Here is a 26,050-nt window from a genome sequence, read left to right as displayed (position 1 = left end):
GCCGACGAACCGGCTTCAGTGCTTCGTTTTCAGGCCGGCCAGCGCCGCAAAGGGCGAAGGCCGTTTTTCTTCTTCCGGCAGAACCTCTGGTTCAGGTTCCGCCTGTCCGTCCACCCCGGTCACGAGACTTTCGTGCACCGTGGGGCAAACGTCATGCTTGGGCGCCACCGGCAAAGCCAACAGCACTTCATCTTCAATCAGCGTCAGCAGGTCAAAGCGCTTGGAGCCAACAATCACATCGAGCTCGTCATCGTCCATGGGCGCCGCATCGGCATCCGCCTCGCTGGCGACCACCTCGAAACACATGTCCGTGGCGATCGGCTGCTCGTAGACCCGCAGGCAGCGCTGGCAATCCAGCCAGACCCGGCCATTCACGGCCAGGTCGACGAACAGGCGCTCCACCGCGGGCTTGCCGGGCTCGCTCGCTTCCTCCTCGACAAAGCCGGAAAGCGCGTAGCTGAACACCTCGTCCGTCGCCGACGCTGGCGCTTGCGCCGCAGTCTCGGCTATGATGCGCGGCAAATCGCGTGCGGCAACTTCGCCGGTGGCGTCGTCGCCAGCGCGGCAGAACGCAAAGAGATCGAGCGCGCGCAGGTCAATCGGCTGGGTCATGTCTTATCGTGCCGTCATGCCGGGAGGCATCCCGGAGGATCGCGGCTTCGACGCATTTTTACGTATACCTGACATATACCTGTATAACGCACCGTCGAAACGTGACTCGGAAGCTACACAACACCGGAAAAAACACGGTATTGCGCCGGACTTGCTTGGCTAAACGCGAGATTATACGTCGATTCTGCTGCCGCGGTCAAAATTTTGGAAGACGGCCATTCGCCGCTTTCCCTTTTCGCTCAATTACTTATGTCGCAAACTTCCCGCCCCACCCTGATCCTGGGTTCCAGCTCACGTTATCGCCGCGAATTGCTGGAGCGCCTGCGCATTCCTTTCGAGGTGGCGATTCCCGACATCGACGAAACGCCACAGCCTGGCGAAAGCCCCGAGGCCACCGCGCTGCGGCTCTCCCACGCCAAGGCACAGGCCATTGCCGAGCGGCATCCGGGCACCCTGGTCATCGGCTCCGACCAGGTCGCCACGCTGGACGGCAGGCAGATCGGCAAACCCGGCTCCCACGAGAAGGCCCTGGCGCAATTGCAGTGGATGCGCGGCCGTACCGTCACTTTTCACTCGGCGTTGTGCCTGCTTGACAGTCGTAACGGCGAGGCTCAACTGGCGGATATCCAGACGCGCGCGACTTTCCGCGATCTTTCCGACCAGGAGCTGGACGCCTACCTGCGCATCGAGCGCCCTTATGATGTCGCGGGCAGTGCCAAATCCGAAGGACTGGGCATCGCCCTACTCTCGCATATGGAGTCCGACGATCCCACCGCGCTGGTAGGCCTGCCCCTGATCGCGCTGACCAATATGCTGCGCCAGGCCGGCTACCCTTTCTTCCAGGACTAAGGGCTTCGCCCACCCCGCGCCAAGCCACAGAAGACAAATGAGAACCCAAGCATGAGCGGCACCCTGTACCTGATCCCCAACACCTTGGGCAAACGCGACGAGTTCGACCCGCTCGCGGATGTCATTCCGGCTGGCGTGCAGCAAATCACGGCCAGCCTGGACTACCTGGTGGCGGAAAATGCCAAGACGGCACGCGCCTTCCTGAAGAAACTCAGCGAAACCTGCCCGCTGGGCAAGCCAATCCAGCAGATCGAGATCCGCGAACTCAACGTCAATACGCGCGAAGGCGAACTGGCCGCACTGCTGGCACCGATCCGCGAAGGGCGCGACGGCGGCCTGCTGTCGGAAGCCGGCGTGCCGGCGGTGGCCGATCCCGGCGCCAACCTGGTGCGCCTGGCTCACACCAAGGGCGTGCGCGTGCGCCCGCTGGTGGGCCCGAGCTCGATTCTGCTGGCCGTCATGGCGTCCGGCCTCAATGGCCAGAGCTTTGCTTTCAACGGCTACCTGCCGGTGGATGCCGGCGAGCGCGCCAAGCGCCTGCGCGAGCTGGAGCAGCTATCGCGCAAGGCACGCCAGACCCAGGTCTGGATCGAGACGCCGTACCGCAATGGCCCCTTGCTGGAAGCGATGCGCCAGCATTGCGCAGGCACCAGCCTGCTGTCGATCGCGGTAGACCTGACCTTGCCAAGCGAGACGATCGTCACGCTGCCCATCTCCGATTGGCGCCCGGAGCGGCTGGCACTGAACAAGCGCCCGGCCATTTTCTCCTTGCTGGCAGCCTGAGCGACGGTCGGCCAACGAAGAAGCAAACGAAAAATGGGGCGTTTTCGCCCCATTTTTTACTCCGTGCCCAGCTCGGCTGGCTTAATGCATGGCCTGCACGCGCGTGCCGAACAGCATGGTCTTCATCGCCGCCGTGCCCATCGCCGCGCCGAAACGCTTGGCTACCCGCTCCGCAATATTCTCCTTGACGGTGTAGTCGACGATGTCCTCTGCCTTGAAGAGATCCCGCGCCACGTAGTCCGCGTTACCCAGGCCGTCGGCCAAGCCCAGCTCAACGCTGCGCTCGCCGGACCAGAACAAGCCGGAGAACAGGTCCGGATCGTCCTTCAGGCGATCGCCTCGGCCTTCCTTGACCACGTCGATGAACTGCTGGTGGATCTGCTTGAGCATGGTTTCGGCATATTGCTTCTGCCTAGGCACCTGCGGCGAGAATGGGTCGAGCATGCCCTTGTTGGCGCCAGAGGTATAAAGCCGGCGCTCGACGCCCAGCTTGTCCATGAGCCCGGTGAAGCCAAAGCCGTCCATCAACACGCCGATCGAGCCGACGATGCTAGCCTTGTCGACATAGATCTTGTCGGCCGCCGCCGCCACGTAATAGCCGCCCGAGGCGCAGATCTCCTCCACCACCACGTAGAACGGCTTGGCGGGATAAAGCGTCCGCAGGCGCCGGATCTCGTCATTGATCATGCCGGCCTGTACCGGCGAGCCACCCGGCGAGTTGATCTTGAGGATGATCCCGGCGGCATTGGTATCGGCAAATGCGGCTTGCAGGGCTGCGTTGATCGATTCGGCGCTGGCCGGCGTCCCCGCAGCGATCTCGCCGTCGAGCGACACCATCGCCGTATGGCGACCGCTCGTGGCAATGGTGCCGTCGCCCTTGAAGTCGAAAACGGCAAAGAAAATCAGCACTAGCAGAGCGAGCCCGGCGAAGCGGAAGAAAATGCGCCAGCGGCGTGCCGCGCGCTGCTCGCGCAGCGTCGCCATCAGCACCCTTTCCAGCACATCCCGCTCCCAGCCTGTCCCCGTGGGGACGGGGCCGACGTCACGACCGGCCATGCGCGCCTGGCGCTGGCCGGCTTCTCTCTGCGAAGCAGCATCTCCGGCGCGCAGCTCTTGCTCCAGCGGGTAATCGGCCTGCGAGGCGGTTTCCAGCCGGTCATCCCCCGCCCCGGGCGCCCCGGCGCTGGCCGAAGCCACCGGTTCCTGCGCCTTGCCGGGTTCGTCCTGCGGCGGTTTTTGCTGTTCAGTCATGCAGTTGGCTCTTGATTATGAATAGATAGGCGGGCCGGGGCGCCGGGCCTGCCGGCTGCCCGCTAGCCCGCGGGTGCTTCGTATGGACTTTCAGGCAGCCAGTACACATTGCCGTCGCGCTCTTCGACGCGCAGCTTGGACAATGAAGCGCCCCGGCAGGGGCCGCCCACGCACAAGCCGCTGTCCGGCGCATAAACCGCGCCATGTGTCGCGCACATCAAGTATAGGCCCGAGGACTCGAAAAACTGTCCCTCCTGCCAATCGAGCTCCATCGGCACATGCGCGCACTGGTTCAGGTAGCCGTGGACAGCCCCCTCGAAGCGCACGACAAACGCGCTCACGGCGCGCCCACCCACTTCGACCACAAAACGCACCCCGGCGCCGCCGTCAGCCAGGTCCTCGGCCGCACACAGGTGACGCGCGCCCCTCATCCCCTGGCCCGTTGCGTCAAGCATGCGCCAGCAGCCAGTCTTTCAGGTCGGCGATGGACGTCGCGCAATGCAGAGGCGCCATCGCGCGCAGGGCGTCCGCGGGATGCGCGCCGTAGCCTACGCCGATGCCCGCCGCGCCGGCATTGGCCGCCATCTGCAGGTCATGGGTGGTATCGCCGATCATCACCGTGCGCTCCATGTCCTGCCCCAGTTCGCGGGTCAGCTCTTGCAGCATGGCCGGGTGGGGCTTGGAAAAGGTCTCGTCGGCGCAACGCGTGCCGTCGAACAGGCGCACGAGGTCGGTTGCTTCCAGGGCGCGCTGCAGGCCGACGCGGGTCTTGCCCGTCGCCACGCCAAGGAAATAGTGCTCGGCGCGCAGGGCTTCCAGCATCTCGCGCACCCCGTCGAACAGCACCAGTTCGGCGTCGCGGGTCAGGAAGTGGAAACGGTAGCGCTCGGCCAGCCGGGGATAGTCGGCGGGATCGAGCGTGGGCACGGCGTACGACAGCGCGTCCTTGAGTCCCAGCCCGATCACGTGACTGGCGGCGCTGTCGTCGGGCACCGGCAAGCCGAGGTCGCGGCTGGCCAGCTGGATGCATTTGGCGATGGTCGGGGTGGAATCCATCAGGGTTCCATCCCAGTCGAACACGATCAGGTCGAAGCGTTGCCTGGCCATGAATATCCTTGTTAGCGCCTTAGTCGGCGGCGCGCAGGTTACGGGCTTGCTGCAGGAACGCTTCGCACTCCGGCGGCATGGGTGCAACTACAGTGGTGATTTCTCCACTTATCGGATGCGTAAATGTCAGGCTGTGCGCGTGCAGGAACATGCGCTTGAGCCCAGGATTGGCGCCGCTGCGGGCCAGCGCCTTGTTGAGGGCGTAATCGCCGTATTTTTCGTCGCCCAGGATCGGGAAGCCCGAATGCGCCAGATGGACCCGGATCTGGTGGGTCCGCCCTGTCTTCAACTCGGCCTCGAGCAAGGTGTAGCCGGGCATGACCTCGAGCCGGTTGAACACGGTATGCGAGGCAATGCCATCTTCCTGCACCCGCACGCGGCGCTCGCCTTCCGGGGTGGTGTACTTATATAGGGGGAATTTCACGTGCTGCCGGGCATTCTCGAAATGCCCCGCCACACAGGCGAAGTAGCGCTTGTCCAGCGCACTGCCGCGCATCTGCTCATGCAGGTTCACCAGCGCCGTACGCTTCTTCGCAAGCACCAGCAGGCCGGAGGTCTCGCGGTCGAGACGGTGCACAAGCTCCAGGAACCTGGCCTGCGGGCGGGCGCGCCGCAATTGCTCGATCACGCCGAATGCCACGCCAGAGCCGCCATGCACGGCCACGCCGGCAGGCTTGTTGATCACCAGCAGGTATTCATCCTCGAAGACCACCGGAAAGCTGGCCGGCGGCACGAACTTGCCGGCATCGGGTGCCGAAGCCGCCACACGCATAGGCGGAATCCGTACCACATCGCCCAACTGCAGGCGATAGGTGGCGTCGACCCGCCCCTTGTTCACACGCACTTCACCCGACCTCAGGATGCGGTAGACATGGCTCTTGGGCACCCCTTTCGAGAGCTTCAGGAGGAAGTTGTCGATACGCTGGCCATCGGCTTCGTCGCCAATCGTTACGTACGCCACCTGGGGCCCGGCCGCGGCGGGCCGCACCTCTTTTTCAATTTGATGGCGTAACTCATTCATTTTCAATATAATTTCCTCGCTGTTCCGGCCAAAGACCGGCAGCGCAAGTCAGGTGTAGGCGATTCGTCGTATTTTACACTTCGGGTTGCCGCCAACCCTGCCAGCCTCCCGCTTCTTTGCGTACCACGCGAGCCCGGGGCTGGTAAATGGCAGCAAAAACGCAGCACGCACGGTATCGCCCGCGCAGGAAGTCGCCCAAAGGCAACTTCGGCGCTGACGGCGGTCACGTGGGAGTAGTGTTCAGGTAGAACAGAATTTGATAGTGGATGCCCACCCGGCATCCACTCTGGTGAGAGAAGTCCCGCCCGCACCGGGAAACGGTGCCGCCGGCATGCTTCCAACGCCGCCTGACTGGTTATACCGGCGCCCGGTCGCAGAACTCCAAGAAGCAGTAGGTGCGCCCGCCAGGAGATGTCAGGAAGCGAAGCAGCATTGCCGTGACGACAAACTTGCTCTTTGACGCGTCTAGCCCTTCCGCGGCCGGCCGCGGTGCGATGGCGCCTCTTTGCGCCCGCACCGCCGCCATGCCAGCCGGAAACCCGCTGGGTCGCTGCGCAAAGCAGCACACCGGCGTTCTCTCCGACCATGCGGACGGCGCTTTCGACGTCGTTACCTCTCTTTCACCCGTGCCCAGCCGGCCGCGCTCATTTGCGCGACGGCGCTTTCGGCAATTCTCGCGCCCTCACTCGCTCCCTCGCGTGCTCCACGGAACGAACGCCGCGGGCACCGCATGCCGGTGCAATCCGCGGCATTGAGTGAGGTAATGCGATGAAACGCATGCTTTTCAACGCGACGCAGCAAGAGGAACTGCGCGTCGCCATCGTCGATGGTCAGAAGCTGATCGACATCGACATCGAAGCCGCCGGGCGCGAACAGCGCAAGGGCAACATCTACAAGGGTGTCATCACCCGGATCGAGCCCTCGCTGGAAGCCTGCTTCGTCAACTACGGCGAAGAACGCCACGGTTTCCTGCCCTTCAAGGAAGTCGCACGCGCCTTTTTCAAGGAAGGCGTGGACGTGCGCAACGCGCGCATCCAGGACGCGTTGCATGAAGGCCAGGAACTGATCGTCCAGGTAGAAAAGGAAGAGCGCGGCAACAAGGGCGCGGCGCTGACCACCTTTATCTCGCTGGCCGGCCGTTACCTGGTGCTGATGCCCAACAACCCGCGCGGCGGCGGCGTATCGCGCCGCATCGAGGGCGAGGACCGCCAGGAACTGCGCGAGACCATGGGCCAGCTGGCCGTGCCCGAGGGCATGAGCATCATCGCCCGCACCGCGGGCATCGGCCGCTCGGCCGAAGAGCTCCAGTGGGACCTGAACTACCTGCTGCAGCTGTGGAAGGCCATCGACGGCGCCGCCGGCGACAACAAGGCCCCGCTGCTGATCTATCTCGAGTCCAGCCTGGTGATTCGCGCCATCCGCGATTATTTCCAGCCGGATATCGGCGAGATCCTGATCGACACCGACGAAATCTACGAGCAGGCCCGCGCCTTCATGAGCGTGGTCATGCCCGACAACATGAACCGCGTGAAGAAGTACCGGGACGACGTCCCCCTCTTCTCGCGCTTCCAGATCGAGCACCAGATCGAGTCGGCGTACTCGCGCATGGTGATGTTGCCCTCGGGCGGCGCCATCGTGATCGACCACACCGAAGCCCTGGTCTCGGTGGACGTGAACTCGGCCCGCGCCACCAAGGGCGCCGACATCGAGGAAACCGCGCTGCGCACCAACCTCGAAGCCGCCGACGAAATCGCCCGCCAGCTGCGCCTGCGCGACCTGGGCGGCCTGATCGTGATCGACTTCATCGACATGGAAGCCAGCAAGGCCCAGAAGGACGTGGAAACGCGCCTGAAGGATGCACTGCGCCATGACCGTGCCCGTGTGCAGATGGGCAAGATCAGCCGTTTCGGCCTGATGGAGCTGTCGCGCCAGCGCCTGCGCCCGTCGCTGTCGGAAGGCTCGCACATCACTTGCCCGCGCTGCAACGGCACCGGCCATATCCGGGATACCGAATCCTCCGCCCTGCAGGTCCTGCGCATCATCCAGGAAGAAGGGATGAAGGAAAACACCGCCGCCATCCACTGCCAGGTGCCGGTGGAAGTGGCCGCGTTCCTGCTCAACGAGAAGCGCCAGGACATCAACCTGATCGAGATGCGCTTCAAGGTCAACGTGCTGCTGATCCCCAACAAGCACCTGGAGACCCCGCACTACAAGCTGGAGCGCCTGCGTCACGACGACCCGCGCCTGGAAGACAGCATGGCCAGCTACAAGATGGCCGAGGCTGCCGCCAAGGAACTGGAAGCCGACACCAGCTACAGCAGCCGCAAGAAGGAAGATGCCAAGCCGCGCCAGGAAGCTGCCGTCAAGGGCATCACCCCGGAACAGCCGGCGCCCGTCTCCGTGCCGCGCGCAGAGCGCGCCCCGCGCCCGGAAGCCGCGGCGGCAGCCGCACGTCCGGTGCCGGCTACCCAGCCGGTGGTCGGCGGTGGTTTTATCGGCTGGCTGAAGAACCTGTTCGGCGCCAAGCCCGCAGCGCCCGCCGTCGAGCCGGCCAAGCCGGTTGACGCGGAGCAACGCAGCGCTGAGAACCGTCGCGAACGCGGCCAACGTGGCGAACGCGGTGAAGGCCGTGGCCAGCGCGGCGAACGCGGTGGCGAGCGTGGTGAGCGGGGAGGCGAACGTGGTGACCGCCAGGGCCGTGGCCAGCGCGGCGAGCGCGCACCCCAGGAACGTGGCGAGCGCACCGAACGCGCGGACCGCGGCGAACAGCGCGCGGAGCGTGGCGAGCGCGTCGAAGCGCGCGGCGAACGTGGCGAACAACGCGGCGAGCGCAACAGCCGGGCCCCGCGCCAGGCCGCACTGGAAGTCCAGCCGGCCCGCCAGCCCGAAGGCGCACCGGCCGAGCGTACGGAAGGCCGTGGCGAAGGCCGCCGCGACCGCAACCAGGAACGCCGCGAGCGCCAGCGCGACCGCCAGCGTGAACGAGGCGACGCGCCGCGCGAAGGCGAAGCCACCGAAGGCCTGGCTGCCGAAGCCGTAGCCGCGACCGCCGCAGCTGTCGTGGCAGCGCCGGCCGTAGCCGCAGCGGTTGCCTCGCACGATGACGCCGACAACGCACGCACCGACCTGCCGGAAGGCACGGAAGGCACCGAGAACGGTGAAGGCGAAGAACGCCGCCGCCGCAATCGCCGTGGCCGCAACCGCTATCGCCGCGAACGCGACGACGGCGCCCAGGCAACCGAAGGTGCGGAAAGCGCTGAAGGCGAGTACACGGCGGAAGTGCGCGAAAGCACCCAGGCCGCCGCCCCGGCTGTGGTCGCCCAAGCGCCTGCGATCGAAGCCACCGTGCCGGTTGCCGAAGCCGCGCCGAGCGCTCCGGCTTACCAGCCCGCCGAAGCTGCCGTAGTGACGCAACAGCCCGTGGCACTGCCGGCGGAGCCGGTGTTCGTGCAGGCCGCGCCGATCTCGGCGCCGGTCGCTGCGCCAGTCGCTGCGCCGATCATCGAAACGGTTGCCGAGCCGGTGGCTGAAACGGTGGTTGAGACGATCGCAGCAAGCCCGGCCGCCTACCAGCCGGCACCGGCTCCGGTTGTGGCTGAAGCAGTCGTGCAAGCCCCTGCTGTTGTTGTGGCGCCTGCCGTTGAAGTGCCGGTCGCTGCCCCGGTGGCAACGGTAGCCCGGGTAGCCCCGGTGGCGGTCGAAAGCCTGCAGCCGATGCTGGCCTCGGCTGGCCTCGAGTGGGTCAACACCGACACCAGCAAGCTGCGCGCTGCGCAGGAAGCGGCTGCCAGCATCCCGCCGGCACCGCGCGTCGTGCGGGAGCGCAAGCCCCTGCCGCCGCTGCCTGAAGGTCCGATGATCCTGGTCGAAACCGGTGGCGATACCGCTGGGACGCCGCAGAAGTAAGCGGCACCCTCGCGGGTAGCAAGAAAAGGGACGGCGATGCCGTCCCTTTTTCATGCCTGCGGGCTTTGTTTGCGGGCAATGTCCCGGGTGATGCCGGCGGTACCATGCCCGGCTCGGCTAGAATGACAAATAGATGGCACCCGAAAGATGGTGCCCGGAACGGGCGATGCTGCCCCATGCAATCGCGCCAGAACCGCCCGTCACCCGCACTGCCACGCCCCCAGGCCATGACCGAATCCGTCATTCCCATTTTCGACCTGCGCGATCATCGCTACCGCTCGATGACGCCAAGCATTCCGGCCGTGCTCACCGCACCGTCCGGGCTGGTTGCCGACACGCGCGGCCGGCCGCTCCATGATCTGCGTATCTCGGTCACGGATCGCTGCAATTTCCGCTGCGTCTACTGCATGCCCAAGGAAGTGTTCGACAAGGACTACACCTTCCTGCCCCATTCCGAGTTGCTGAGCTTCGAGGAAATCGAGCGCGCGGCTCGCCTCTTCGTTGCGCACGGCGTCGAGAAGATCCGCCTGACCGGCGGCGAGCCGCTGCTGCGCAAGAACATCGAGAAGCTGGTGGAAATGCTGGCGCGTATCGATACGGTGTCCGGCAAACCACTGGACCTCACCCTCACCACCAACGCCTCGCTGCTGGCCCGCAAGGCGCGCGCGCTACGCGATGCAGGCCTGACGCGGGTGAGCGTGAGCCTGGACGCCATCGACGACGCCACCTTCCGCCGCATGAACGATGTCGACTTCGCGGTGCGCGACGTGCTGGACGGCATCGAGACCGCCCAGGCGGCCGGCCTGGCGCCGATCAAGGTCAACATGGTGGTCAAGCGCGGCACCAACGATGGGGAAATCGTGCCGATGGCCGCACATTTCCGCGGCAGCGGCATCATCATGCGCTTTATCGAGTTCATGGACGTGGGCGCAAGCAACCACTGGCAGATGGACGAGGTGCTGCCCTCGGCCGAAGTAGTGCGCCGCATCCACGAGGCCTTCCCGTTGGAAGCCATCCCAGCCAACTACAGCGGCGAGACCGCCGAGCGCTGGCGCTACCGCGACGGCGCCGGCGAGATCGGCGTGATCTCCAGCGTGACCCACGCCTTCTGCGGCGACTGCAGCCGCATCCGCCTGTCAACCGAAGGCCGGCTCTACCTGTGCCTGTTCGCCACCGAAGGCTACGACCTGCGCGCGCTGTTGCGCGGCGAGCACAGCGACCTGGAAATCTCGAACGCCATTGCCGGGGTCTGGCAAGGGCGCACCGATCACTACTCCGAACAGCGCAGCGACCCCGCGGTGCGGCAGGCGCGTGCCGAGAACAAGATCGAGATGTCCTATATTGGCGGCTGATGACAGCCGCCCCGCCCATCACTCTATCCTCCCATCCCCCGATGATTTCTCGCGAAGACATTACCGGCCTGATCCTGGCCGGCGGCAGGGGCAGCCGCATGGGCGGCACCGACAAGGGCCTGCAGCCGTTTCGTGGCGCGCCCATGGCAATGCATACGCTGATGCGCCTGTCCGCGCAGACCGGCGGCATGCTGATCAACGCCAACCGCAACCTGGCCGCGTATGAGTCCTTCGGCGTGCCGGTGGTCACCGATTCGGTGCCGGACTTCGCCGGGCCCCTGGCTGGCATGCTGGCCGGGCTGGAACAGTGCCAGACGGGCTGGATGCTGAGCGCGCCCTGCGACTCGCCTTTCCTGCCATCCGACCTGGCCGCGCGCCTAGCGAGCGCGATCGACGCGCAAGGCGCCGAGATGGCCATTCCCGTCACCATCGACGCGGATGGCCGCCGGCAGGTCCAGCCGGTGTTTTGCCTGATGCCGGTCACGGCGCTCGACGGCCTGGTGGCTTTCCTCAACGGCGGCGGCCGCAAGATCGAAACCTGGGCCGCCTCGCACCGCCTGGCCGAAGTGCTGTTCGAAGACGCCGGCGCCTTCGCCAATATCAATACCCTGGATGAGTTGCGCACGCTCGAGGCGCGCTGACAACCCAAGCCAGGCCGCTGCCCCGGGAACGGTCCATGCCATCACTACAATCCGTCATTTCCTGCCTGTCCGACTACGATCCCGGTGCATTGCCGGTGGCGCAGGCCAACCAGATCATCGGCGAGGTGGTCGAGCCCGTGAGGGGCACCGAGCAGGTCGCCCTGCGCACCGCGCTCGACCGCGTGCTGGCCGAAGACGTCATCTCCATGCTGGACGTGCCTGCGCACGACAACTCCGCCATGGACGGCTATGCGTTCGCCAGCAGCGAGTTGGCCGCGGGCGGCAACGTGACCCTGGCTGTGGTCGGCAGCGCCTTCGCCGGCGCTGCCTGCGAGCAAGCGGTTGCGCGCGGGCAGGCAGCGCGCATCATGACGGGCGCCATCATGCCGGCCGGCTGCGACACCGTGATTCCACAGGAATTCGTCGACGTCGAGGGCGAGCTGATTCGCTTTGATGCCAAGGCGGTACGGGCCGGCGACAACCGCCGCCTGCGGGGCGAAGACCTCGCCATCGGCCAGCCGGCACTGGCCGCCGGGCGCATCCTGCAGCCGGCCGACCTCGGGCTGCTGGCGTCGCTGGGCGTGGCCGAAGTCAAGGTGCGGCGCCGCCTGCGCGTGGCGTTCTTCTCCACCGGGGACGAACTGCGCTCCATTGGCGAGCCGCTCGATGCGGGCTGCGTCTACGACTCAAACCGCTACACGCTGCACGGCATGCTGCGGCGGCTGAACGTGGACCTGATTGACATGGGCGTGGTGCACGATGATCCCGCCGCGCTCGAAGCGGCGTTGCGCAGCGCGTGCGAAAACGCCGACGCGGTCATCACCTCGGGCGGTGTCTCGGTGGGAGAAGCCGACTACACCAAGCAGATCATGGCCCAGCTTGGCGATGTGACCTTCTGGAAGATCGCCATGCGCCCCGGCCGGCCCATGGCCTTCGGGCGCATCGCTTCTCACGGCCGCGAAGCGCTGCTGTTCGGCCTGCCGGGCAACCCCGTGGCGGTGATGGTGACGTTCTATCATTTCGTGCGGGCCGCCCTGCACCGCCAGATGGGCGCCAAGGTGGCGCCCCTGCCTCTGATGCGCGTGCGCAGCGCCCAGGCGATCCGCAAGAAACCTGGCCGCACCGAGTACCAGCGCGGCATCCTGGCGCCTGCCCCGGAGGGCGGCTGGCAGGCTAGCATCACCGGGCAGCAGGGCTCGGGCGTGCTGCGCTCGATGAGCGAGGCCAATTGCTTCATCGTGCTCAGGCACGAACAGGGCATGGTCGCCGCCGGCGACGAGGTTGAAGTCATGCTGTTCGACGGGCTGATGTAAGCGCTGGCAGAAAGCCCGCCACGGTACGCCGGCTGCACCTTTGTGTCGTTTTTGCGCAGCAGTTTTGCCGGGGTTTAGCAAGCAGATCGGCGGTTTTCCGTACCCCGCGAGTGCCGGACTATGCGCCGCCTCCCCCATTGGATACACTTGCGCAACATTACTTTGCTTACTGCCCAAGCTGTCATGAATCAGGAGATTGCGTACCTCCACCCGGTCAAAACCGCCCGCGCGCTCGTGCTCGTGTACCTGTGCTTTTCGGTACCCATCGTCTCGCTGGGGCTGTTCGTGGCCTTTATCCGCTATGGCGACCTGCCCGGGATCACCGTCTTCACGGCACTGATTCTCAATGCGCTGATCGGTTTCGGCCTGCTGTGGCTGGCCTGCAAGGCCTACAACTGGGTGGCAGCGCGTTTTGGCGGCATCGAGGTGACAATCCGCGACTTGTCCTGAAACGGCCAGCCGCCGGAATGTAAAAAGCGCATCGAATCGATGCGCTTTTTTTTGCCCAGCGTTCTTTGCCCCTCAACCGCCTGCGGTCTCGTCATCCACCACAGCGGCCAGGCCAAGCAGTTCCTGCGCGTTCTCGCCCGGCAGCGCTTCCACGGTGCGCAGCTTGCGCTCCATCTGGCGCGTACGCACCTCGGCCTGCTCGATGTTGCGGGCAGCGCGTTCCAGCGTATCGCGGGTCTTGGCCAGCACATCGCCGAACTTGCCGAACTCGGTCTTGACCGCGCCCAGCACCTCCCAGACTTCGCTTGAGCGGCGCTCCAGCGCCAGGGTGCGAAACCCCATCTGCAAACTGTTAAGCAACGCGGCCAGCGTGGTCGGCCCGGCTACCGTGACGCGGAAATTGCGTTGCAGCAGGTCGGCCAGCCCCGGGCGCCGCAAGACTTCGGCATACAACCCCTCGGTGGGGAGAAAGAGGATGGCGAAGTCCGTCGTCGCCGGCGGCGACACATATTTCTCGGAGATCGTCTGAGCCTCGCGCTTGATCGCGGCTTCCAGTTCGCGCCCGGCCAGCGCCACGCCATCGACATCGCCGCGCTCCTGCGCGTCGAGCAGGCGCTCGTACTGTTCCTTCGGGAACTTGGCATCAATGGGCAGCCACACCTGCCCGCCGGCAGCGTCCTTGCCCGGCAGGCGAATCGCAAACTCCACGCGCGCACCGGTATTGCGCACCGTCTCCACGTTCTTGGCGTACTGCTCGGCGGTTAGCACCTGCTCTAGCAGCATCTCCAGCTGCACTTCGCCCCATGTCCCGCGCGACTTGACGTTGGTCAGCACCCGCTTGAGGTCGCCCACGCCCTGGGCCAGCGCCTGCATTTCGCCAAGGCCCCGGTGCACCTGCTCGAGCCGGTCCGAGACCAGCTTGAAGGACTCGCCCAGCCGCTGCTCCAGCGTGGCGTGCAGCTTCTCGTCGACGGTGCGGCGCATCTCCTCGAGCTTGGCCGCGTTGTTGACCTCGATCTCCTTGAGCCGTTGCTCAAGCGTGGCGCGCACTTCGCCCAGGCGGCGCTCGTTGCCCTCGGACATCTGCGCCAGTTGCTGCTGCAGCCCGTCGCCAAATCGGCGCAACGCGCTGCCTTGCTCGTCGCGCGCCTGCTGGCCTTGTTGCAGCAGGTTCTGCCGGACCTGCTCGAGCTGCTGGGCGTTGGACTCGGTCAGCTTGGCAAGCTGCTGCGCGAACATGTCGATCTGGTTGTTCTGCAGCGTGGCGATGCTGGTGAGCTGCGAGGACAGAGCCTGCTGGAAACGCATCATCTGCTGGCCGGCTTCGCCACGGCCAACGCGCGCGCTCTCAGTGACCTCGGTGCGCAGCTCACGCTCCAGGCGCTCATTGCCGCGCGCGCCTTCGGCGCGCAGATCGGCGAGCTGGCGCAGCAGCTCCGGGCCGGCGCCGTCCTGTGCAACGCGCGGCCGCAGCAGCAACACCACCAGCAGCAGTACGGCTGCCAGTGCAAGGACCAGGGTCAACAGGGAAATCAAAGTCATGAATAGGTTGGCAGGTATTGGCAGCGAGAGGATCAGCGGCGGCGCGCCATCACTTCGGGATTGATCACGGAAGGCGGTTGCCCTGCCTGCGGTCCTACGCCGAGCGCGGCGATCAGGTTGTCAGCGGCCAGATCTGCCATGGCGCGGCGGGTCTTCTCCGAGGCACTGGCGATATGCGGGGTCAGCACCACGTTGGGCACCGTCAGCAGGTCGGGATGGACCTGTGGCTCTGCCTCGAATACGTCGAGCCCGGCAGCAAAGATGCGCCGTTCGCGCAGCGCCCGGGCCAGCGCAGCGTCGTCGACCACACCGCCGCGCGCCAGGTTGACCAGCGTGGCCGACGGCTTCATCTGCGCCAGCTCGGCGGCGCCGATACTGTGATGGCTCTGCGCGCTATACGGCAGCACCAGCAGCACATGATCGGACTGTGCCAGCAGCTCGGCCTTGCTGACATAGCGCGCGTTTAGCGCGCGCTCGGTGTCCTCGGGCAAACGGCTGCGGTTGTGATAGAGCACCGACATGCCAAACCCCGCAGCGCGGCGTGCCAGGGCCTGGCCGATGCGGCCCATGCCAAGGATGCCAAGCGTGCTGCGGTACAGGTCCATGCCGAGGAACATGTCGTAGCTCCACCGCTCCCACTTGCCAGCGCGCAGCCAATGCTCGGACTCGGTCACACGGCGCGCGGTCGCCATCAGCAAGGCCCAGCCGAAATCGGCCGTGGTCTCGGTCAGCACATCGGGCGTATTGGTGGCCACGATCCCGGCGGCGGTCAACGCCGGCACATCGAGGTTGTTGTACCCCACCGCCATGTTGCAGACCGCGCGCAAGGCCGGCAACCCGGCCACCAGGCCGGCATCGATGCGGTCCGCGGCATTGGCCAGGACACCGGCCTTGCCGGCGAGGCGCGCCTTGAGCGCGGCGCCATCCAGCGCCACGTCCGGCTGGTTGTCGTCGACGTCGAAGTACTGCGCGAGCCGTTCGATCACTTCGGGAAAGACGGCGCGGGTCACGAGAACGGAAGGCTTGGTCATGCTCACACTCACACGCGGAAGAAGATAAAGGTCATCACCAGGAACAGCGGCACCAGCACGCAGATCGACCACAGCATGTAGCCGAAGAAGCTGGGCATGCGCACGCCGCGGCTTTCGGCAATTGCCTTGACCATCAGGTTGGGCGCGTTGCCGATATAGGTATTGGCGCCCATGAACACGGCGCCGGCCGAGATGGCCGCGAGCGTTGAGGCATCGCGCGTCATCAGCGTGGCGGGATCGCCGCCCGCGGTGTTGAAGAACACCAGGTAGGTCGGCGCATTGTCCAGGAAAGACGAAAGAATGCCCGTGGCCCAGAAGTACATGCTGTCGATGGGCTGGCCGCCGCTATCGCTGACCATGCGGATCACGCTGGCGAAGGCGCCGTCGGTACCGGCCTTGAGCATGGCGATCACGGGAATGATGGTGAGGAATATGCCGGCGAACAGCTTGCCGACTTCCAGGATCGGTTCCCAGTTGAACTCGTTGCCCGTGCGCGCCGTGCTCGGCGTGATTGCCAGGGACACGAGCGCCACCACCACCAGCAACACATCGCGCACCGCCGCCGGCAGGCCGACCATGGTGCCCATCACGTTGAACTCGATACCGGGCTTCCACAGCCCGCTCATCAGCACCAGGCCCACCACCGCCAGCAGCAGCACGAAATTACGCTTGCCTTCAATGCGGATGCCCGCGGAATCGGGCGTGGGGTCCGCTGCCTGCGGCAACTCTTCTTCCTTGTTCAGGTAGTAGTAGCGATCGACGAAATAGAAAATCACCAGCAGCGCGATGCAGATGAACAGCGTCTCGGGCAGGATGTTGCGCAGGGTCCAGAAAAAATCCACGCCTTTCAGGAAACCCAGGAACAGCGGCGGATCGCCCAGCGGCGTCAGCGCGCCACCCGCATTGGCCGCCAGGAAAATAAAGAACACCACCACGTGCGCCACATGCCTGCGGTTGTCGTTGGCGCGCAGCAGCGGCCGGATCAGCAGCATGGCGGCGCCGGTGGTGCCCATCAGGCTGGCCAGCACCGTGCCGAGTGCAAGCAGGCCGGTATTCAGGCGCGGCGTGCCATGCAGGTTGCCACGCACGCAGATGCCGCCGGCCACGATATAGAGTGCGGCGATCAGCGCGATAAAGGGGATGTACTCCGACAGCAGCGCGTGCACGGCATTGGCGGCGGCGGCATGCATGCCGAAGGCCTGCGCGAACGGTACCAGGAATAGCACTGCCCAGGCTGCGATGATCTTGCCGTAGTGGTGATGCCAGAAGCGCGGCGCGATCAACGGGAACAGCGCGATCGACAGCAAGGTGCCGGCGAAGGGCAACGCCCACATTGGCGACAGCGTGGCGCCATCGAGATCGGCGGCATGAGCCAGGCTCGGCGCCAGCGTGAACAGCAGGGTGAACAACAGCGGGGCCAGCGGGGACAGCAGTGCGGGGGCACGTCGCATCGGGCGGGATCTCCTTGTATCGGATTGCGTCACCCGGGCCTGATGGCGGCCGCGAGCGGAGAAAGCGCACGAGCCCGAATGGCCCGGCAAGCGGGCCGCAGGCGCGCGGCGAGACCCTCAAGTGTAAAGCAATCGCCGCGCGGCGCCGCCGATTCCGGACGCCCTGGACTACCGCGCTCAGTCCTGCTCGACGAGGATCACGTGCACGCGGTAAGGGCCGTGCGCGCCGAGCACGATGGTCTGCTCGATGTCGCCGGTGCGCGAGGGCCCGCTGATGGTATTGGTAGCACGGGGCAGCTCCCCGCGCTCGCTGCGCACCAGCGCGAAGGCGTCCTCCAGGCCATCGACGATGCGCGAGACCGGCACCACCGCGATATGCGTCTCCGGCAGCAGCGCCGCCGAAGCGAAGGTCTGCGGGCCGGACAGCAGCATCAGCGAGCCGGTCTCGGCGATCGCGCAAAAGCAGCCCGTGATGCCGACCATGTCGCCATGGTCGTGATCGGCCTGCGCGTCGCGGATGGGCGGGCGGCACTCCACGATCATGCCCTGCCCTTGCCAGTCCAGTGCCGCCAGGGTATCCCAGGCCACGGCGCGGCGCGCCAGGCCAAGGCTGTCCAGGTAGCGCGCGGCCGCGGCTGGCACATCGGCCATCGTGGCCACCCGCTCCACCGTGGAGGCCATTTTCTGCGCCTGTTCGTGGAAGGCCTGGATCCGGTCCACCGGCGCTGGCGGACGGGGCCCGGCGGGATGGCGCGCGAGATAGTCGGCCACCGCCGCGCGCTCGCCGTTGCTCACCCCGGGCGCGCGGCCCTGGGCGGCGCGGATGCGGGCAAAGATGCGATCGCGGGCGGAGGTGGTATCCATGAGTCGGTTTCCGGAGGTTGGAGGCTTCGTGACTTAGTGGCTTAGGGATCTGTGGGCTGCAGCAACGGCGCGCCTGCATCGAACTCGAGCGCTACGCCGGCGCCTTGATGCCGAACACCTGCCGCAGGTACGCCAGGTAGGCGGGATCGTCGCACATGGTCTTCTCGGGCGTGTCCGACAGCTTGGCCACTGGCTGGCCATTGCAGCGGGTCATCTTGATGACAATCTGCAGCGGCGTGTAGCCCAGATCGTTGGTCAGGTTGGTGCCCACGCCAAAGGCAAGCCGGCAGCGCCCGCCAAAGCGCTCGTACAGCTCGATCACGCGCGGGATGTCGAGGCTGTCGCTGAAGATCAGCGTCTTGCCCAACGGGTCGACGCGGCTGGCGGCGTAGTGCGCCAGCATGCGTTCGCCCCAGGCGATGGGGTCGCCGGAATCGTGCCGCACGCCGTCGAACAGCTTGCAGAAGTACAGGTCGAAATCGCGCAGGAAGGCGTCGAAGCCATAGGTGTCGGACAAGGCAATGCCGAGATCGCCTCGGTATTCCTTGGCCCAGACTTCCAGCGCGAACACCTGCGAGTCGCGCAGCCGCGGCCCCAGGGCCTGGCAGGCCTGCAGGTATTCATGCGCCATGGTGCCGAGCGGAACCAGGTTATGCGTGCGCGCGAAATGCACATTGCTGGTGCCGGCCAGTTGCGGGCCGAGTACCCGGCGCATGGTCCGCAACACCTCCTCCTGCCAGTCGCGCGAAAAGCGGCGACGCGAGCCGTAGTCGGCGATCACGCAGTCCGCGTGGGCAGGCATCTTCAGCAAGGCCAGTTTGTCTTCCAGGCGCTTGCGCCCCTCGCTCCAGTCAGGTTGCGGCTGGGTGCGGCGGAAATAGACCTCGTTGACGATGGCCAGCAACGGCACCTCGAACAGGATGGTATGCAGCCACGGCCCGCGGATGGTGATCTCGATCTCGCCGCTGCCGGGAGCGGCAGGCGCGATCGTCACGTATTTCTCGTTGAGGTGGAACAGGCCGAGGAAGTCGACGAAATCGCTCTTGATAAAACGTAGCTCGCGCAGGTATTGCAGCTCGTCCGGCGTAAAGCGGACCTGGCAGAGCTGCGCCACTTCTTCGCGGATCTCGTCCACGTAGGGCGTCAGGTCGACCCCCGCGTTACGGCATTTGAAGCGGTATTCGACCTGTGCCGCCGGGAAGTGATGCAGCACCACCTGCATCATGGTGAACTTGTACAGGTCGGTGTCGAGCAATGAGGTAATGATCATGTCGGGCCAAACGGCAGTGCCGGGTCAGAGCGCCATGCTACCCGAAAGCGCGGCGCTCAAGCTATGGAGCCGCATCGGCCACGCCGGCCTCATGCGCCATCGAGGAAAGGATCAGGCTGGCGGCCCCGCGCGCTGCCGCGCAGGCACCACAGGACCTGCCCGCGATAGCCAGGGCAGCCAACCAGCGTGGCCTGCGCCCGGGGCACTTCGGCGGGCAGCGGTTCGGCGAAGGTTGCCGAACGGGCCGTGATGCGCTCCTGGTAGACCCGCCGCGTGCCGCGACGGAACACCAGCACCTGCACCGGCGCGCCGCGTTCGGGCTGCAGGCTGGCGTCGCATGGCAGGAAGCCGGCCTGGCCGCAGTTGGCCATGCCCTCCCCCGCCGCCTCGACCACCACGCCGAAATCATCCCAGTCGAAGAGTGCCAGCGCACTCAGCGATACCGGCCTGTCGCTCATCATGCGCCAGGCCATCAGGCGGGCCACCACGCTGTCCGGCGGTCCGGCCTTGGCCAGGGTCTGCGCATGCGCGGCAGGCATGGCCAGCGCCGCCAGGCATAGCAACGCGCTCACCGCCTGGCTGAAACGGCAGTTGCGCGGCGACTCCCGGACTGGTCTTGGCATGGAGCACTCCTCACTCGGTTAGGCACGCGGCAATACCGCGCAGGCAAGCTCAGGCAGCATACAACGGCAACGCCGCACCGGCCAGAAAAGCACATCGGCAGGCGTGACGCCAACTGTCTTGGATCAAATGCACATAAAGAAATAAGAAAACTATCTGATCTGGCTATATAGAGCGACTACCCTAGCGTTATGGCTCAGCTACAATATCGGTCTTTGATAGGCCACGGCCTTCGCTCGCGCCGCGTATGGTGAACCCGGTGAACTCTGGGTTGGGTCCGCACCGGCGTGATGAGCAAGGCACAACAGGCCAAATCCATTCCCATCGAAGCCGATCCCGTTTTTCTGGAACCGAAATGACTCACGTTGTCACCGAATCCTGCATCCGTTGCCGCTATACCGACTGCGTTGACGTGTGTCCGGTCGATTGTTTCCGCGAAGGCCCCAACTTCCTCGCCATCGACCCGGATGAGTGTATCGATTGCGCGGTGTGCGTGGCGGAATGCCCGGTCAACGCGATCTACGCCGAGGAAGACGTGCCGGGCGACCAGCAACAGTTCATCGACCTGAACGCCGAGCTGGCACGCAACTGGCCCTCCATCACTAAGACCAAGGCCCCGCTGGCCGAAGCCGAGGAATGGAAGGACACGGCCGAGAAGCTGCAGTACCTGCAACGCTGATACCTGCAACGCCAAAAGACAGGTCAGAAAGCCGTCCCCACCCACGCGCTTTCCCGTAATGCCGGGCACGCCTGTGCCCACAACGTATCAGGACGAATATGGACTTGAGCATCCCTAACCCCGTTGCCGACGCCACCAACCACGTTGCCGCCGGCAACGCTGGCGGCGGTCACCCGCTGGAAATCGACGCGCTGATCGTCGGTGCCGGTCCGGTCGGACTCTTCCAGGTCTTCGAACTGGGCCTGCTCGAAATCAAGGCGCACGTGATCGACTCCCTCAAGGTGGTTGGCGGCCAGTGCGTGGAGCTCTATCCGGACAAGCCCATCTACGACATCCCAGCCGTGCCCATCTGCACCGGCCAGGAACTGACGGACAACCTGCTCAAGCAGATCGAGCCGTTCGAGCCGACCTTCCACCTGGGCCAGGAAGTGGCCGTGGTGGAGCGCCGCGAAGATGGCCGCTTCTTCGTCGAAACCTCGCTCGGCACCCGCTTCATCACCAAGACCATCTTCATCGCCGCCGGCGTGGGTTCATTCCAGCCACGCACGGTCAAGGTGGACGGCATCGACAAGTTCGACGGCAAGCAGCTGTTCTACCGCGTCAAGGATCCGAGCCGCTTCCACGGCCGCAACCTGGTCGTGGTCGGTGGTGGCGACTCCGCGCTCGACTGGACGCTGGACCTGGTCGGCAAGGCCGAATCGGTGGTGATGATCCATCGCCGCGACGGCTTCCGCGCCGCGCCGGCATCGGTCGCCAAGATGAAGGACTTGTGCGAGCAGATGGAGATGCAGTTCCTGGTGGGCCAAATCAGCGGCTATGAGGAAAAGGACGGCCTGCTCACGGAGATCAAGGTGACGGGCGCCGACGGCGTGACCCGCCGCCTGCCGCTCGACGACCTGCTGGTGTTCTTCGGCCTGTCGCCCAAGCTGGGCCCGATCGCCGAATGGGGCCTGGACCTGGAGCGCAAGCAGATCAAGGTGGACACGGAGAAGTTCGAGACCAACATCCCGGGCATCTTCGCGGTGGGTGACATCAACACCTACCCCGGCAAGAAGAAGCTGATCCTCTCGGGCTTCCATGAAGCCGCGCTGGCTGCCTTCGGCGCCGCGCCCTACATCTTCCCCGAGAAGAAGATCCACATGCAGTACACGACCACCTCGCCAAAGCTGCACAAGATCCTCGGTGTCGATTCGCCGGTGTTCGACTGAACCTGGCGCGCCTGACTCAGCGCGTGGAAAAAAAATCGCCCTTCGGGGCGGTTTTTTTATGGCAAAGACCTGAAAGACCTTCTATAATGCGGCCCTGCCTCGGAACATCGGGGCGGAACCAGAAGTTCCGCAGTACCGGCAGTAAGAAATTACAGCGCAGGTGTTGACGGATAAACGAGAAACTGGTTACAATCCTTTTCTCAGCTGTTCCCTGATAGCTCAGTTGGTAGAGCGACGGACTGTTAATCCGCAGGTCGCTGGTTCGAGCCCAGCTCGGGGAGCCAAAGAATGTGAAGGGCCCGCAAGAAATTGCGGGCCTTTTCCATTTGTACGTCTACCTTCTTCGATGCATCGTGCTTCGGCATCGTAACGCCGCGCCCGGCCGCGGAACCGCTGCGGGTCCAAGCCCCGCAGCCACATCCCGCCCGCCCAGCCCCCCCCCTACTCGATCGCAATGCCGTTCTGCTTGACCAGCCGCGCCCAGCGCGTCAGCTCGGTTTGCAGGAATTGCCCGAAGGCCTGTGGACCGCTGCCGACCGGCACCACACCAAGATCCAGCAACCGGGCATGAACCTTGGGATCGCTGACCGCGGCCTGCACGGCCGCCGCCAGCCGCTCCACCACCTGCGGCGGCGTGCCCTTGGGCACGAAGAAACCATTCCACTCCAGCACGTCGAAACCCGCCAGCCCGCTTTCCACCAACGTCGGCACGTCGGGCAACGCCGGCATGCGCTTGGCGGAAGTCACGGCCAGCGCCCGCAGCTTGCCGGCCTTCACATAGGGCAAGCCCGACGCCGCGTTGGCGAAGTAGGCATCGACCTGTCCGCCCATCACGTCGGTCAGCGCCGGCGCGCCGCCTTTGTACGGCACATGCAGCAGGTCGACCTTGGCCTGGCTCTTGAGCAGTTCCCCAACCATGTGTGCGGGGCTGCCGGGACCGTACGACGCGTAGGTTGTCTTGCCGGGATGCTGACGTGCGTAGCCGAGGAACTCGCCAACCGTCTTGTAGGGGGCGTTGGGTGGCACCACCAGGATATTGGGCGCCGTGACCGCCAGCGAGACCGGCAGGAAATCCTTGGCCGCATCGAACGGCAGCTTGCGCAGCGCCGGATTGACAACGAAAGTGGACGCGTCGTACAGCACCACATAGCCATCGGCCGGCGCCTGCGCGACCGCCGCGGCGCCGATGGTGCCGCTGGCGCCCGGCTTGTTGTCGATCACCACCTGCTGCTTGAGCAGCACGCTCATCTGAGCGGTGATGACGCGCGCCGCGCTGTCCGCGCCACCGCCCGCCGAATAAGGCACCACGACGCGAATCGGCTTGGAGGGATAGCTATCCACCGCCTGTGCCGCGACCAACGCCGGCAGGCCAAGGAGCGCGGTGGCGAGCCATGCGGCAAGCTGCCTGCGCCTGCCGGCATGCACGGCCGGGGACGATGAGGCAAAAACCGACGGGAAGGCAGACGAAAAAGATGGCCAGAAAGAACGCACAAGCGCTGACACGCCAGCCGGCAAACCCTGCTGCATAGATTATCTCCAAATTATTTTCGTGGCGCGGCAGGACGCCGCGCCGATGCGTGGACACTAGGCTGGCGCCTGCCTTGAAGGTTGCCCGAACAGGCCGCACTCGAGATCGCTCTCGAACTCCTCGATCCAGCCGGCCCCTTCGCTCGCATCATAGGCGCTCTGCGCGTCCATTGCGGGGCGCCGCACACTGACCTGGCGTTGCGCCGGGTCGCCGTCATCGGGCTGGAAGCCTTCGTCGGAGATCTCGAAGTCCCCCGGCACAAAGCCGAGCCGCGTGCACAGGGCCACGACTTCTCGTTGTTCGTCCTCGGGGAATTGGGAAAACGGATGCTTGGCCATTGCACTCTCCCGTCAAGTCGAAGCGGCGCCGCGTGGCGCGCGGCGCCATTTCCCTGCCCTGCCATTCCATGCGCGCTAGCGCGTGTGCCGGCTGTTGATGACTGCCTCGGCCACGCTCGCCGGGGCTTCCGTGTAGTGCTTGAACTCCATGGTGTAGGTGGCGCGGCCCTGGGTCAGGGACCGCAGCGAGGTCGAGTAGCCGAACATGGTGGCCAACGGCACTTCTGCGCGCACCGACTTGCCGCCTCCGCCCGCGATGTCCTCCATGCCGTGCACGATGCCCCGGCGCGATGACAGGTCGCCCATCACGTTGCCAGTGAATTCCTCGGGCGTTTCGACCTCCACTGCCATCATCGGCTCGAGCAGGATCGGCTTGGCGCGGCGCATGCCCTCCTTGAACGCCATCGAGCCGGCCATGCGGAAGGCATTCTCGTTGGAGTCGACATCGTGATAGGAGCCGAACACCAGCGTGGCCTTGACGTCCACCACCGGGTAGCCGGCCAGCACGCCCGACGCCAGCGTTTCGCGGATGCCCTTGTCCACGGCGGGAATGAACTCGCGCGGCACCACGCCGCCCTTGATGGCATCGACGAACTCATAGCCCTTGCCCGGCGCCTGCGGCGCCAGATCGAGCACCACGTGGCCGTACTGGCCGCGCCCACCGGACTGCTTGACGAACTTGCCTTCGATGTCCTTCACCCCCTGCTTGATGGTCTCGCGGTAAGCCACCTGCGGCTTGCCGACCGAGGCCTCCACGCCAAACTCGCGGCGCATGCGATCGACCAGGATTTCCAGGTGAAGCTCGCCCATGCCAGAGATAATGGTCTGGCCCGACTCCTCGTCGGTATGCACGCGGAACGAAGGGTCTTCCTGCGCCAGGCGATTCAGCGCCAGGCCCATCTTCTCCTGGTCGGCCTTGGTCTTGGGCTCGACCGCCTGCGAGATCACCGGGTCCGGGAAGCTCATGCGTTCGAGGATGATCACATGATCGGGATCGCATAGCGTGTCACCGGTGGTGGCCTCTTTCAGCCCTACCGCCGCGGCAATGTCGCCAGCGCGCACTTCCTTGATTTCGCTGCGCACATTGGCGTGCATCTGCAGGATCCGCCCCAGCCGCTCCTTCTTTTCCTTGACCGGGTTGTAGACCGTGTCGCCGGAGTTCACCACGCCCGAGTAGACGCGGAAGAAGATCAACTGCCCGACGAAGGGATCGGTCATGATCTTGAAGGCCAGCGCGGAGAACGGCTCGTCGTCATTGGGATGGCGCTCAGCCTCCTTGTCGTCCTCGGTATGGCCGAGAATCGCGGGCACGTCCGCCGGCGACGGCAGGTAGTCGATCACCGCATCGAGCAGCGTCTGCACGCCCTTGTTCTTGAACGCGCTGCCGCACAGCATCGGTACGATCTCGTTGGCAACGGTGCGCTTGCGCAGCGCGGCCCTGATCTCGTCCTCCGTCAGCAGCTCGCCGCCGAGGTACTTGTGCAGCAGCTCATCGCTGGCTTCCGCCGCGGCCTCGACCATCTTCTCGCGCCATTCCTTGGCCAGTTCCAGCAGTTCGGGCGGCACCTCGCGATATTCGAAGTGCAGCCCCTGGCTGGTGTCGTCCCAGACGGTCGCCTTCATCTTGACCAGGTCGATCACCCCCTGGAAGCCTTCCTCGGCGCCGATCGGTATCTGGACCGGCACCGGCGTGCCCTTGAGCCGCTCGGCAATCTGCGAGCGCACCCGGAAGAAGTCCGCGCCGACGCGGTCCATCTTGTTGACAAAGGCGATGCGCGGCACCTTGTATTTGTTGGCCTGGCGCCAGACCGTTTCCGACTGCGGCTGCACGCCGCCCACCGCGTCATAGACCATGCAGGCACCATCGAGCACGCGCATCGAGCGCTCCACCTCGATCGTGAAATCCACGTGCCCGGGGGTGTCGATGATATTGATGCGATGTTCAGGATAATTGCCGGCCATCCCCTTCCAGAACGCCGTGGTGGCGGCCGAGGTGATGGTGATGCCGCGCTCCTGCTCCTGCTCCATCCAATCCATGGTGGCTGCGCCGTCGTGGACTTCGCCGATCTTGTGGTTGACCCCGGTGTAGAAGAGGATGCGTTCGGTGGTGGTGGTCTTGCCAGCGTCGATGTGCGCGCTGATACCGATGTTCCGATAGCGCTCGATGGGGGTTTTGCGGCTCACGGTGATCTCCTGGTAGGCATCACTCAAAAGAGTAACACTTCTACAGGCG

Annotated in this window: 23 protein-coding genes and 1 tRNA gene; 10 read left to right on the top strand and 14 right to left on the bottom strand. The window is 65.4% G+C overall.

Going from position 1 to position 26,050, the window contains the following annotated elements; translation table 11 throughout:
* Nucleotides 1-15 precede the first annotated feature (15 nt).
* A complete protein-coding gene (locus AC07XB_RS31180; RefSeq protein ID WP_492813830.1) occupies nt 16-612 on the bottom strand; it encodes a DUF177 domain-containing protein in 597 nt (198 codons plus the stop codon).
* A 249-nt stretch (nt 613-861) separates the two neighbouring features.
* On the opposite strand from AC07XB_RS31180, the gene AC07XB_RS31175 reads away from it, so the two are divergent.
* Nucleotides 862-1,461, top strand: a complete 600-nt coding sequence (locus AC07XB_RS31175; RefSeq protein ID WP_492374598.1) for a Maf-like protein — start codon at nt 862-864, stop codon at nt 1,459-1,461.
* A 51-nt stretch (nt 1,462-1,512) separates the two neighbouring features.
* Nucleotides 1,513-2,244: an SAM-dependent methyltransferase gene (locus AC07XB_RS31170; protein WP_492813828.1), complete on the top strand. Its 732-nt coding sequence runs from the start codon at nt 1,513-1,515 to the stop codon at nt 2,242-2,244.
* A gap of 81 nt (nt 2,245-2,325) precedes the next feature.
* Here AC07XB_RS31170 and AC07XB_RS31165 read toward each other — a convergent pair whose 3' ends face one another.
* The 4 genes from AC07XB_RS31165 to AC07XB_RS31150 all read right to left on the bottom strand — a co-directional run bounded on the left by AC07XB_RS31165 (nt 2,326) and on the right by AC07XB_RS31150 (nt 5,623).
* Nucleotides 2,326-3,495 carry a S49 family peptidase gene (locus AC07XB_RS31165; RefSeq protein ID WP_492831299.1) on the bottom strand — a complete coding sequence of 390 codons (1,170 nt, stop codon included), beginning with the start codon at nt 3,493-3,495 and terminating at the stop codon, nt 2,326-2,328.
* 62 nt (nt 3,496-3,557) lie between these two features.
* The gene (locus AC07XB_RS31160; protein ID WP_492374601.1) at nt 3,558-3,950 is read right to left on the bottom strand and encodes a Rieske (2Fe-2S) protein; all 393 of its coding nucleotides are present in this window, start codon (nt 3,948-3,950) and stop codon (nt 3,558-3,560) included.
* Nucleotides 3,943-4,602, bottom strand: a complete 660-nt coding sequence (locus tag AC07XB_RS31155; RefSeq protein ID WP_492374602.1) for an HAD-IA family hydrolase — start codon at nt 4,600-4,602, stop codon at nt 3,943-3,945. Before AC07XB_RS31155 ends, AC07XB_RS31160 begins: the two co-directional genes overlap by 8 nt.
* 19 nt (nt 4,603-4,621) lie before the next feature.
* Nucleotides 4,622-5,623 (bottom strand): RluA family pseudouridine synthase, encoded by a 1,002-nt coding sequence (locus AC07XB_RS31150; protein WP_150983149.1) that lies wholly within the window; start codon nt 5,621-5,623, stop codon nt 4,622-4,624.
* A 768-nt stretch (nt 5,624-6,391) separates the two neighbouring features.
* Between AC07XB_RS31150 and AC07XB_RS31145 the strand changes: the two genes are divergently transcribed.
* The 5 genes from AC07XB_RS31145 (at nt 6,392) to AC07XB_RS31125 (ending at nt 13,285) form a co-directional block, all read left to right on the top strand.
* Complete coding sequence (locus AC07XB_RS31145; protein WP_492831300.1) at nt 6,392-9,529, top strand: Rne/Rng family ribonuclease; 3,138 nt, start codon at nt 6,392-6,394, stop codon at nt 9,527-9,529.
* Nucleotides 9,530-9,756: 227 nt separating this feature from the next.
* Nucleotides 9,757-10,881, top strand: a complete 1,125-nt coding sequence (gene moaA, locus AC07XB_RS31140) for a GTP 3',8-cyclase MoaA (RefSeq protein WP_416049191.1) — start codon at nt 9,757-9,759, stop codon at nt 10,879-10,881.
* Nucleotides 10,882-10,922: 41 nt separating this feature from the next.
* Entirely contained in the window at nt 10,923-11,522 is a 600-nt protein-coding gene (gene mobA / locus AC07XB_RS31135) for a molybdenum cofactor guanylyltransferase MobA (protein WP_183034275.1), read from the top strand.
* A 35-nt stretch (nt 11,523-11,557) separates the two neighbouring features.
* Nucleotides 11,558-12,835 (top strand): molybdopterin molybdotransferase MoeA, encoded by a 1,278-nt coding sequence (moeA, locus tag AC07XB_RS31130; RefSeq protein ID WP_492831301.1) that lies wholly within the window; start codon nt 11,558-11,560, stop codon nt 12,833-12,835.
* A gap of 183 nt (nt 12,836-13,018) precedes the next feature.
* Entirely contained in the window at nt 13,019-13,285 is a 267-nt protein-coding gene (locus tag AC07XB_RS31125; protein ID WP_006158586.1) for a hypothetical protein, read from the top strand.
* Nucleotides 13,286-13,357: 72 nt separating this feature from the next.
* Here AC07XB_RS31125 and AC07XB_RS31120 read toward each other — a convergent pair whose 3' ends face one another.
* The 6 genes from AC07XB_RS31120 to AC07XB_RS31095 all read right to left on the bottom strand — a co-directional run bounded on the left by AC07XB_RS31120 (nt 13,358) and on the right by AC07XB_RS31095 (nt 20,066).
* Complete coding sequence (locus AC07XB_RS31120; RefSeq protein WP_492374606.1) at nt 13,358-14,827, bottom strand: DNA recombination protein RmuC; 1,470 nt, start codon at nt 14,825-14,827, stop codon at nt 13,358-13,360.
* A gap of 32 nt (nt 14,828-14,859) precedes the next feature.
* Nucleotides 14,860-15,858 carry a 2-hydroxyacid dehydrogenase gene (locus AC07XB_RS31115; protein ID WP_492374607.1) on the bottom strand — a complete coding sequence of 333 codons (999 nt, stop codon included), beginning with the start codon at nt 15,856-15,858 and terminating at the stop codon, nt 14,860-14,862.
* A gap of 8 nt (nt 15,859-15,866) precedes the next feature.
* Nucleotides 15,867-17,309, bottom strand: a complete 1,443-nt coding sequence (locus AC07XB_RS31110; protein WP_492813812.1) for a sodium:proton antiporter — start codon at nt 17,307-17,309, stop codon at nt 15,867-15,869.
* 177 nt (nt 17,310-17,486) lie between these two features.
* Nucleotides 17,487-18,173, bottom strand: coding sequence for a LutC/YkgG family protein (locus AC07XB_RS31105; RefSeq protein WP_492813810.1), 687 nt, complete (start codon nt 18,171-18,173; stop codon nt 17,487-17,489).
* 91 nt (nt 18,174-18,264) lie between these two features.
* Complete coding sequence (gene pncB / locus AC07XB_RS31100) at nt 18,265-19,443, bottom strand: nicotinate phosphoribosyltransferase (RefSeq protein ID WP_150983141.1); 1,179 nt, start codon at nt 19,441-19,443, stop codon at nt 18,265-18,267.
* An 89-nt stretch (nt 19,444-19,532) separates the two neighbouring features.
* On the bottom strand, nt 19,533-20,066 hold the full coding sequence (locus AC07XB_RS31095; protein WP_492813808.1) for a hypothetical protein: 534 nt from the start codon (nt 20,064-20,066) through the stop codon (nt 19,533-19,535).
* Nucleotides 20,067-20,419: 353 nt separating this feature from the next.
* Here AC07XB_RS31095 and fdxA point away from each other — a divergent pair, with 353 nt between their 5' ends.
* The 3 genes from fdxA (at nt 20,420) to AC07XB_RS31080 (ending at nt 22,235) form a co-directional block, all read left to right on the top strand.
* On the top strand, nt 20,420-20,743 hold the full coding sequence (gene fdxA / locus AC07XB_RS31090) for a ferredoxin FdxA (RefSeq protein WP_043347955.1): 324 nt from the start codon (nt 20,420-20,422) through the stop codon (nt 20,741-20,743).
* 98 nt (nt 20,744-20,841) lie between these two features.
* Complete coding sequence (locus tag AC07XB_RS31085) at nt 20,842-21,951, top strand: NAD(P)/FAD-dependent oxidoreductase (protein WP_150983139.1); 1,110 nt, start codon at nt 20,842-20,844, stop codon at nt 21,949-21,951.
* A gap of 208 nt (nt 21,952-22,159) precedes the next feature.
* Nucleotides 22,160-22,235: transfer RNA gene (locus AC07XB_RS31080), tRNA-Asn, on the top strand.
* Between the two features lie 157 nt (nt 22,236-22,392).
* Here the strand turns inward: AC07XB_RS31080 and AC07XB_RS31075 are convergent.
* The 3 genes from AC07XB_RS31075 to fusA form a co-directional block, all read right to left on the bottom strand.
* Nucleotides 22,393-23,376: a tripartite tricarboxylate transporter substrate binding protein gene (locus AC07XB_RS31075; RefSeq protein WP_492813805.1), complete on the bottom strand. Its 984-nt coding sequence runs from the start codon at nt 23,374-23,376 to the stop codon at nt 22,393-22,395.
* A 159-nt stretch (nt 23,377-23,535) separates the two neighbouring features.
* Nucleotides 23,536-23,817: a hypothetical protein gene (locus AC07XB_RS31070; protein ID WP_492376256.1), complete on the bottom strand. Its 282-nt coding sequence runs from the start codon at nt 23,815-23,817 to the stop codon at nt 23,536-23,538.
* A gap of 75 nt (nt 23,818-23,892) precedes the next feature.
* Entirely contained in the window at nt 23,893-26,001 is a 2,109-nt protein-coding gene (fusA, locus tag AC07XB_RS31065; RefSeq protein ID WP_416049202.1) for an elongation factor G, read from the bottom strand.
* Nucleotides 26,002-26,050: the final 49 nt, after the last annotated feature.

This window comes from Cupriavidus sp. GW821-FHT02F09 (assembly GCF_059421605.1).
This window is presented reverse-complemented; position numbering and strand designations above follow the sequence as displayed.

What these genes read in the sequence shown, in the direction of transcription:
- AC07XB_RS31180 (WP_492813830.1), bottom strand. Translation starts at nt 612, where the DNA reads ATGACCCAGCCGATTGACCTGCGCGCGCTCGATCTCTTTGCGTTCTGC.
- AC07XB_RS31175 (WP_492374598.1), top strand. Translation starts at nt 862, where the DNA reads ATGTCGCAAACTTCCCGCCCCACCCTGATCCTGGGTTCCAGCTCACGT.
- AC07XB_RS31170 (WP_492813828.1), top strand. Translation starts at nt 1,513, where the DNA reads ATGAGCGGCACCCTGTACCTGATCCCCAACACCTTGGGCAAACGCGAC.
- AC07XB_RS31165 (WP_492831299.1), bottom strand. Translation starts at nt 3,495, where the DNA reads ATGACTGAACAGCAAAAACCGCCGCAGGACGAACCCGGCAAGGCGCAG.
- AC07XB_RS31160 (WP_492374601.1), bottom strand. Translation starts at nt 3,950, where the DNA reads ATGCTTGACGCAACGGGCCAGGGGATGAGGGGCGCGCGTCACCTGTGT.
- AC07XB_RS31155 (WP_492374602.1), bottom strand. Translation starts at nt 4,602, where the DNA reads ATGGCCAGGCAACGCTTCGACCTGATCGTGTTCGACTGGGATGGAACC.
- AC07XB_RS31150 (WP_150983149.1), bottom strand. Translation starts at nt 5,623, where the DNA reads ATGAATGAGTTACGCCATCAAATTGAAAAAGAGGTGCGGCCCGCCGCG.
- AC07XB_RS31145 (WP_492831300.1), top strand. Translation starts at nt 6,392, where the DNA reads ATGAAACGCATGCTTTTCAACGCGACGCAGCAAGAGGAACTGCGCGTC.
- moaA (WP_416049191.1), top strand. Translation starts at nt 9,757, where the DNA reads ATGACCGAATCCGTCATTCCCATTTTCGACCTGCGCGATCATCGCTAC.
- mobA (WP_183034275.1), top strand. Translation starts at nt 10,923, where the DNA reads ATGATTTCTCGCGAAGACATTACCGGCCTGATCCTGGCCGGCGGCAGG.
- moeA (WP_492831301.1), top strand. Translation starts at nt 11,558, where the DNA reads ATGCCATCACTACAATCCGTCATTTCCTGCCTGTCCGACTACGATCCC.
- AC07XB_RS31125 (WP_006158586.1), top strand. Translation starts at nt 13,019, where the DNA reads ATGAATCAGGAGATTGCGTACCTCCACCCGGTCAAAACCGCCCGCGCG.
- AC07XB_RS31120 (WP_492374606.1), bottom strand. Translation starts at nt 14,827, where the DNA reads ATGACTTTGATTTCCCTGTTGACCCTGGTCCTTGCACTGGCAGCCGTA.
- AC07XB_RS31115 (WP_492374607.1), bottom strand. Translation starts at nt 15,858, where the DNA reads ATGACCAAGCCTTCCGTTCTCGTGACCCGCGCCGTCTTTCCCGAAGTG.
- AC07XB_RS31110 (WP_492813812.1), bottom strand. Translation starts at nt 17,309, where the DNA reads ATGCGACGTGCCCCCGCACTGCTGTCCCCGCTGGCCCCGCTGTTGTTC.
- AC07XB_RS31105 (WP_492813810.1), bottom strand. Translation starts at nt 18,173, where the DNA reads ATGGATACCACCTCCGCCCGCGATCGCATCTTTGCCCGCATCCGCGCC.
- pncB (WP_150983141.1), bottom strand. Translation starts at nt 19,443, where the DNA reads ATGATCATTACCTCATTGCTCGACACCGACCTGTACAAGTTCACCATG.
- AC07XB_RS31095 (WP_492813808.1), bottom strand. Translation starts at nt 20,066, where the DNA reads ATGCCAAGACCAGTCCGGGAGTCGCCGCGCAACTGCCGTTTCAGCCAG.
- fdxA (WP_043347955.1), top strand. Translation starts at nt 20,420, where the DNA reads ATGACTCACGTTGTCACCGAATCCTGCATCCGTTGCCGCTATACCGAC.
- AC07XB_RS31085 (WP_150983139.1), top strand. Translation starts at nt 20,842, where the DNA reads ATGGACTTGAGCATCCCTAACCCCGTTGCCGACGCCACCAACCACGTT.
- AC07XB_RS31070 (WP_492376256.1), bottom strand. Translation starts at nt 23,817, where the DNA reads ATGGCCAAGCATCCGTTTTCCCAATTCCCCGAGGACGAACAACGAGAA.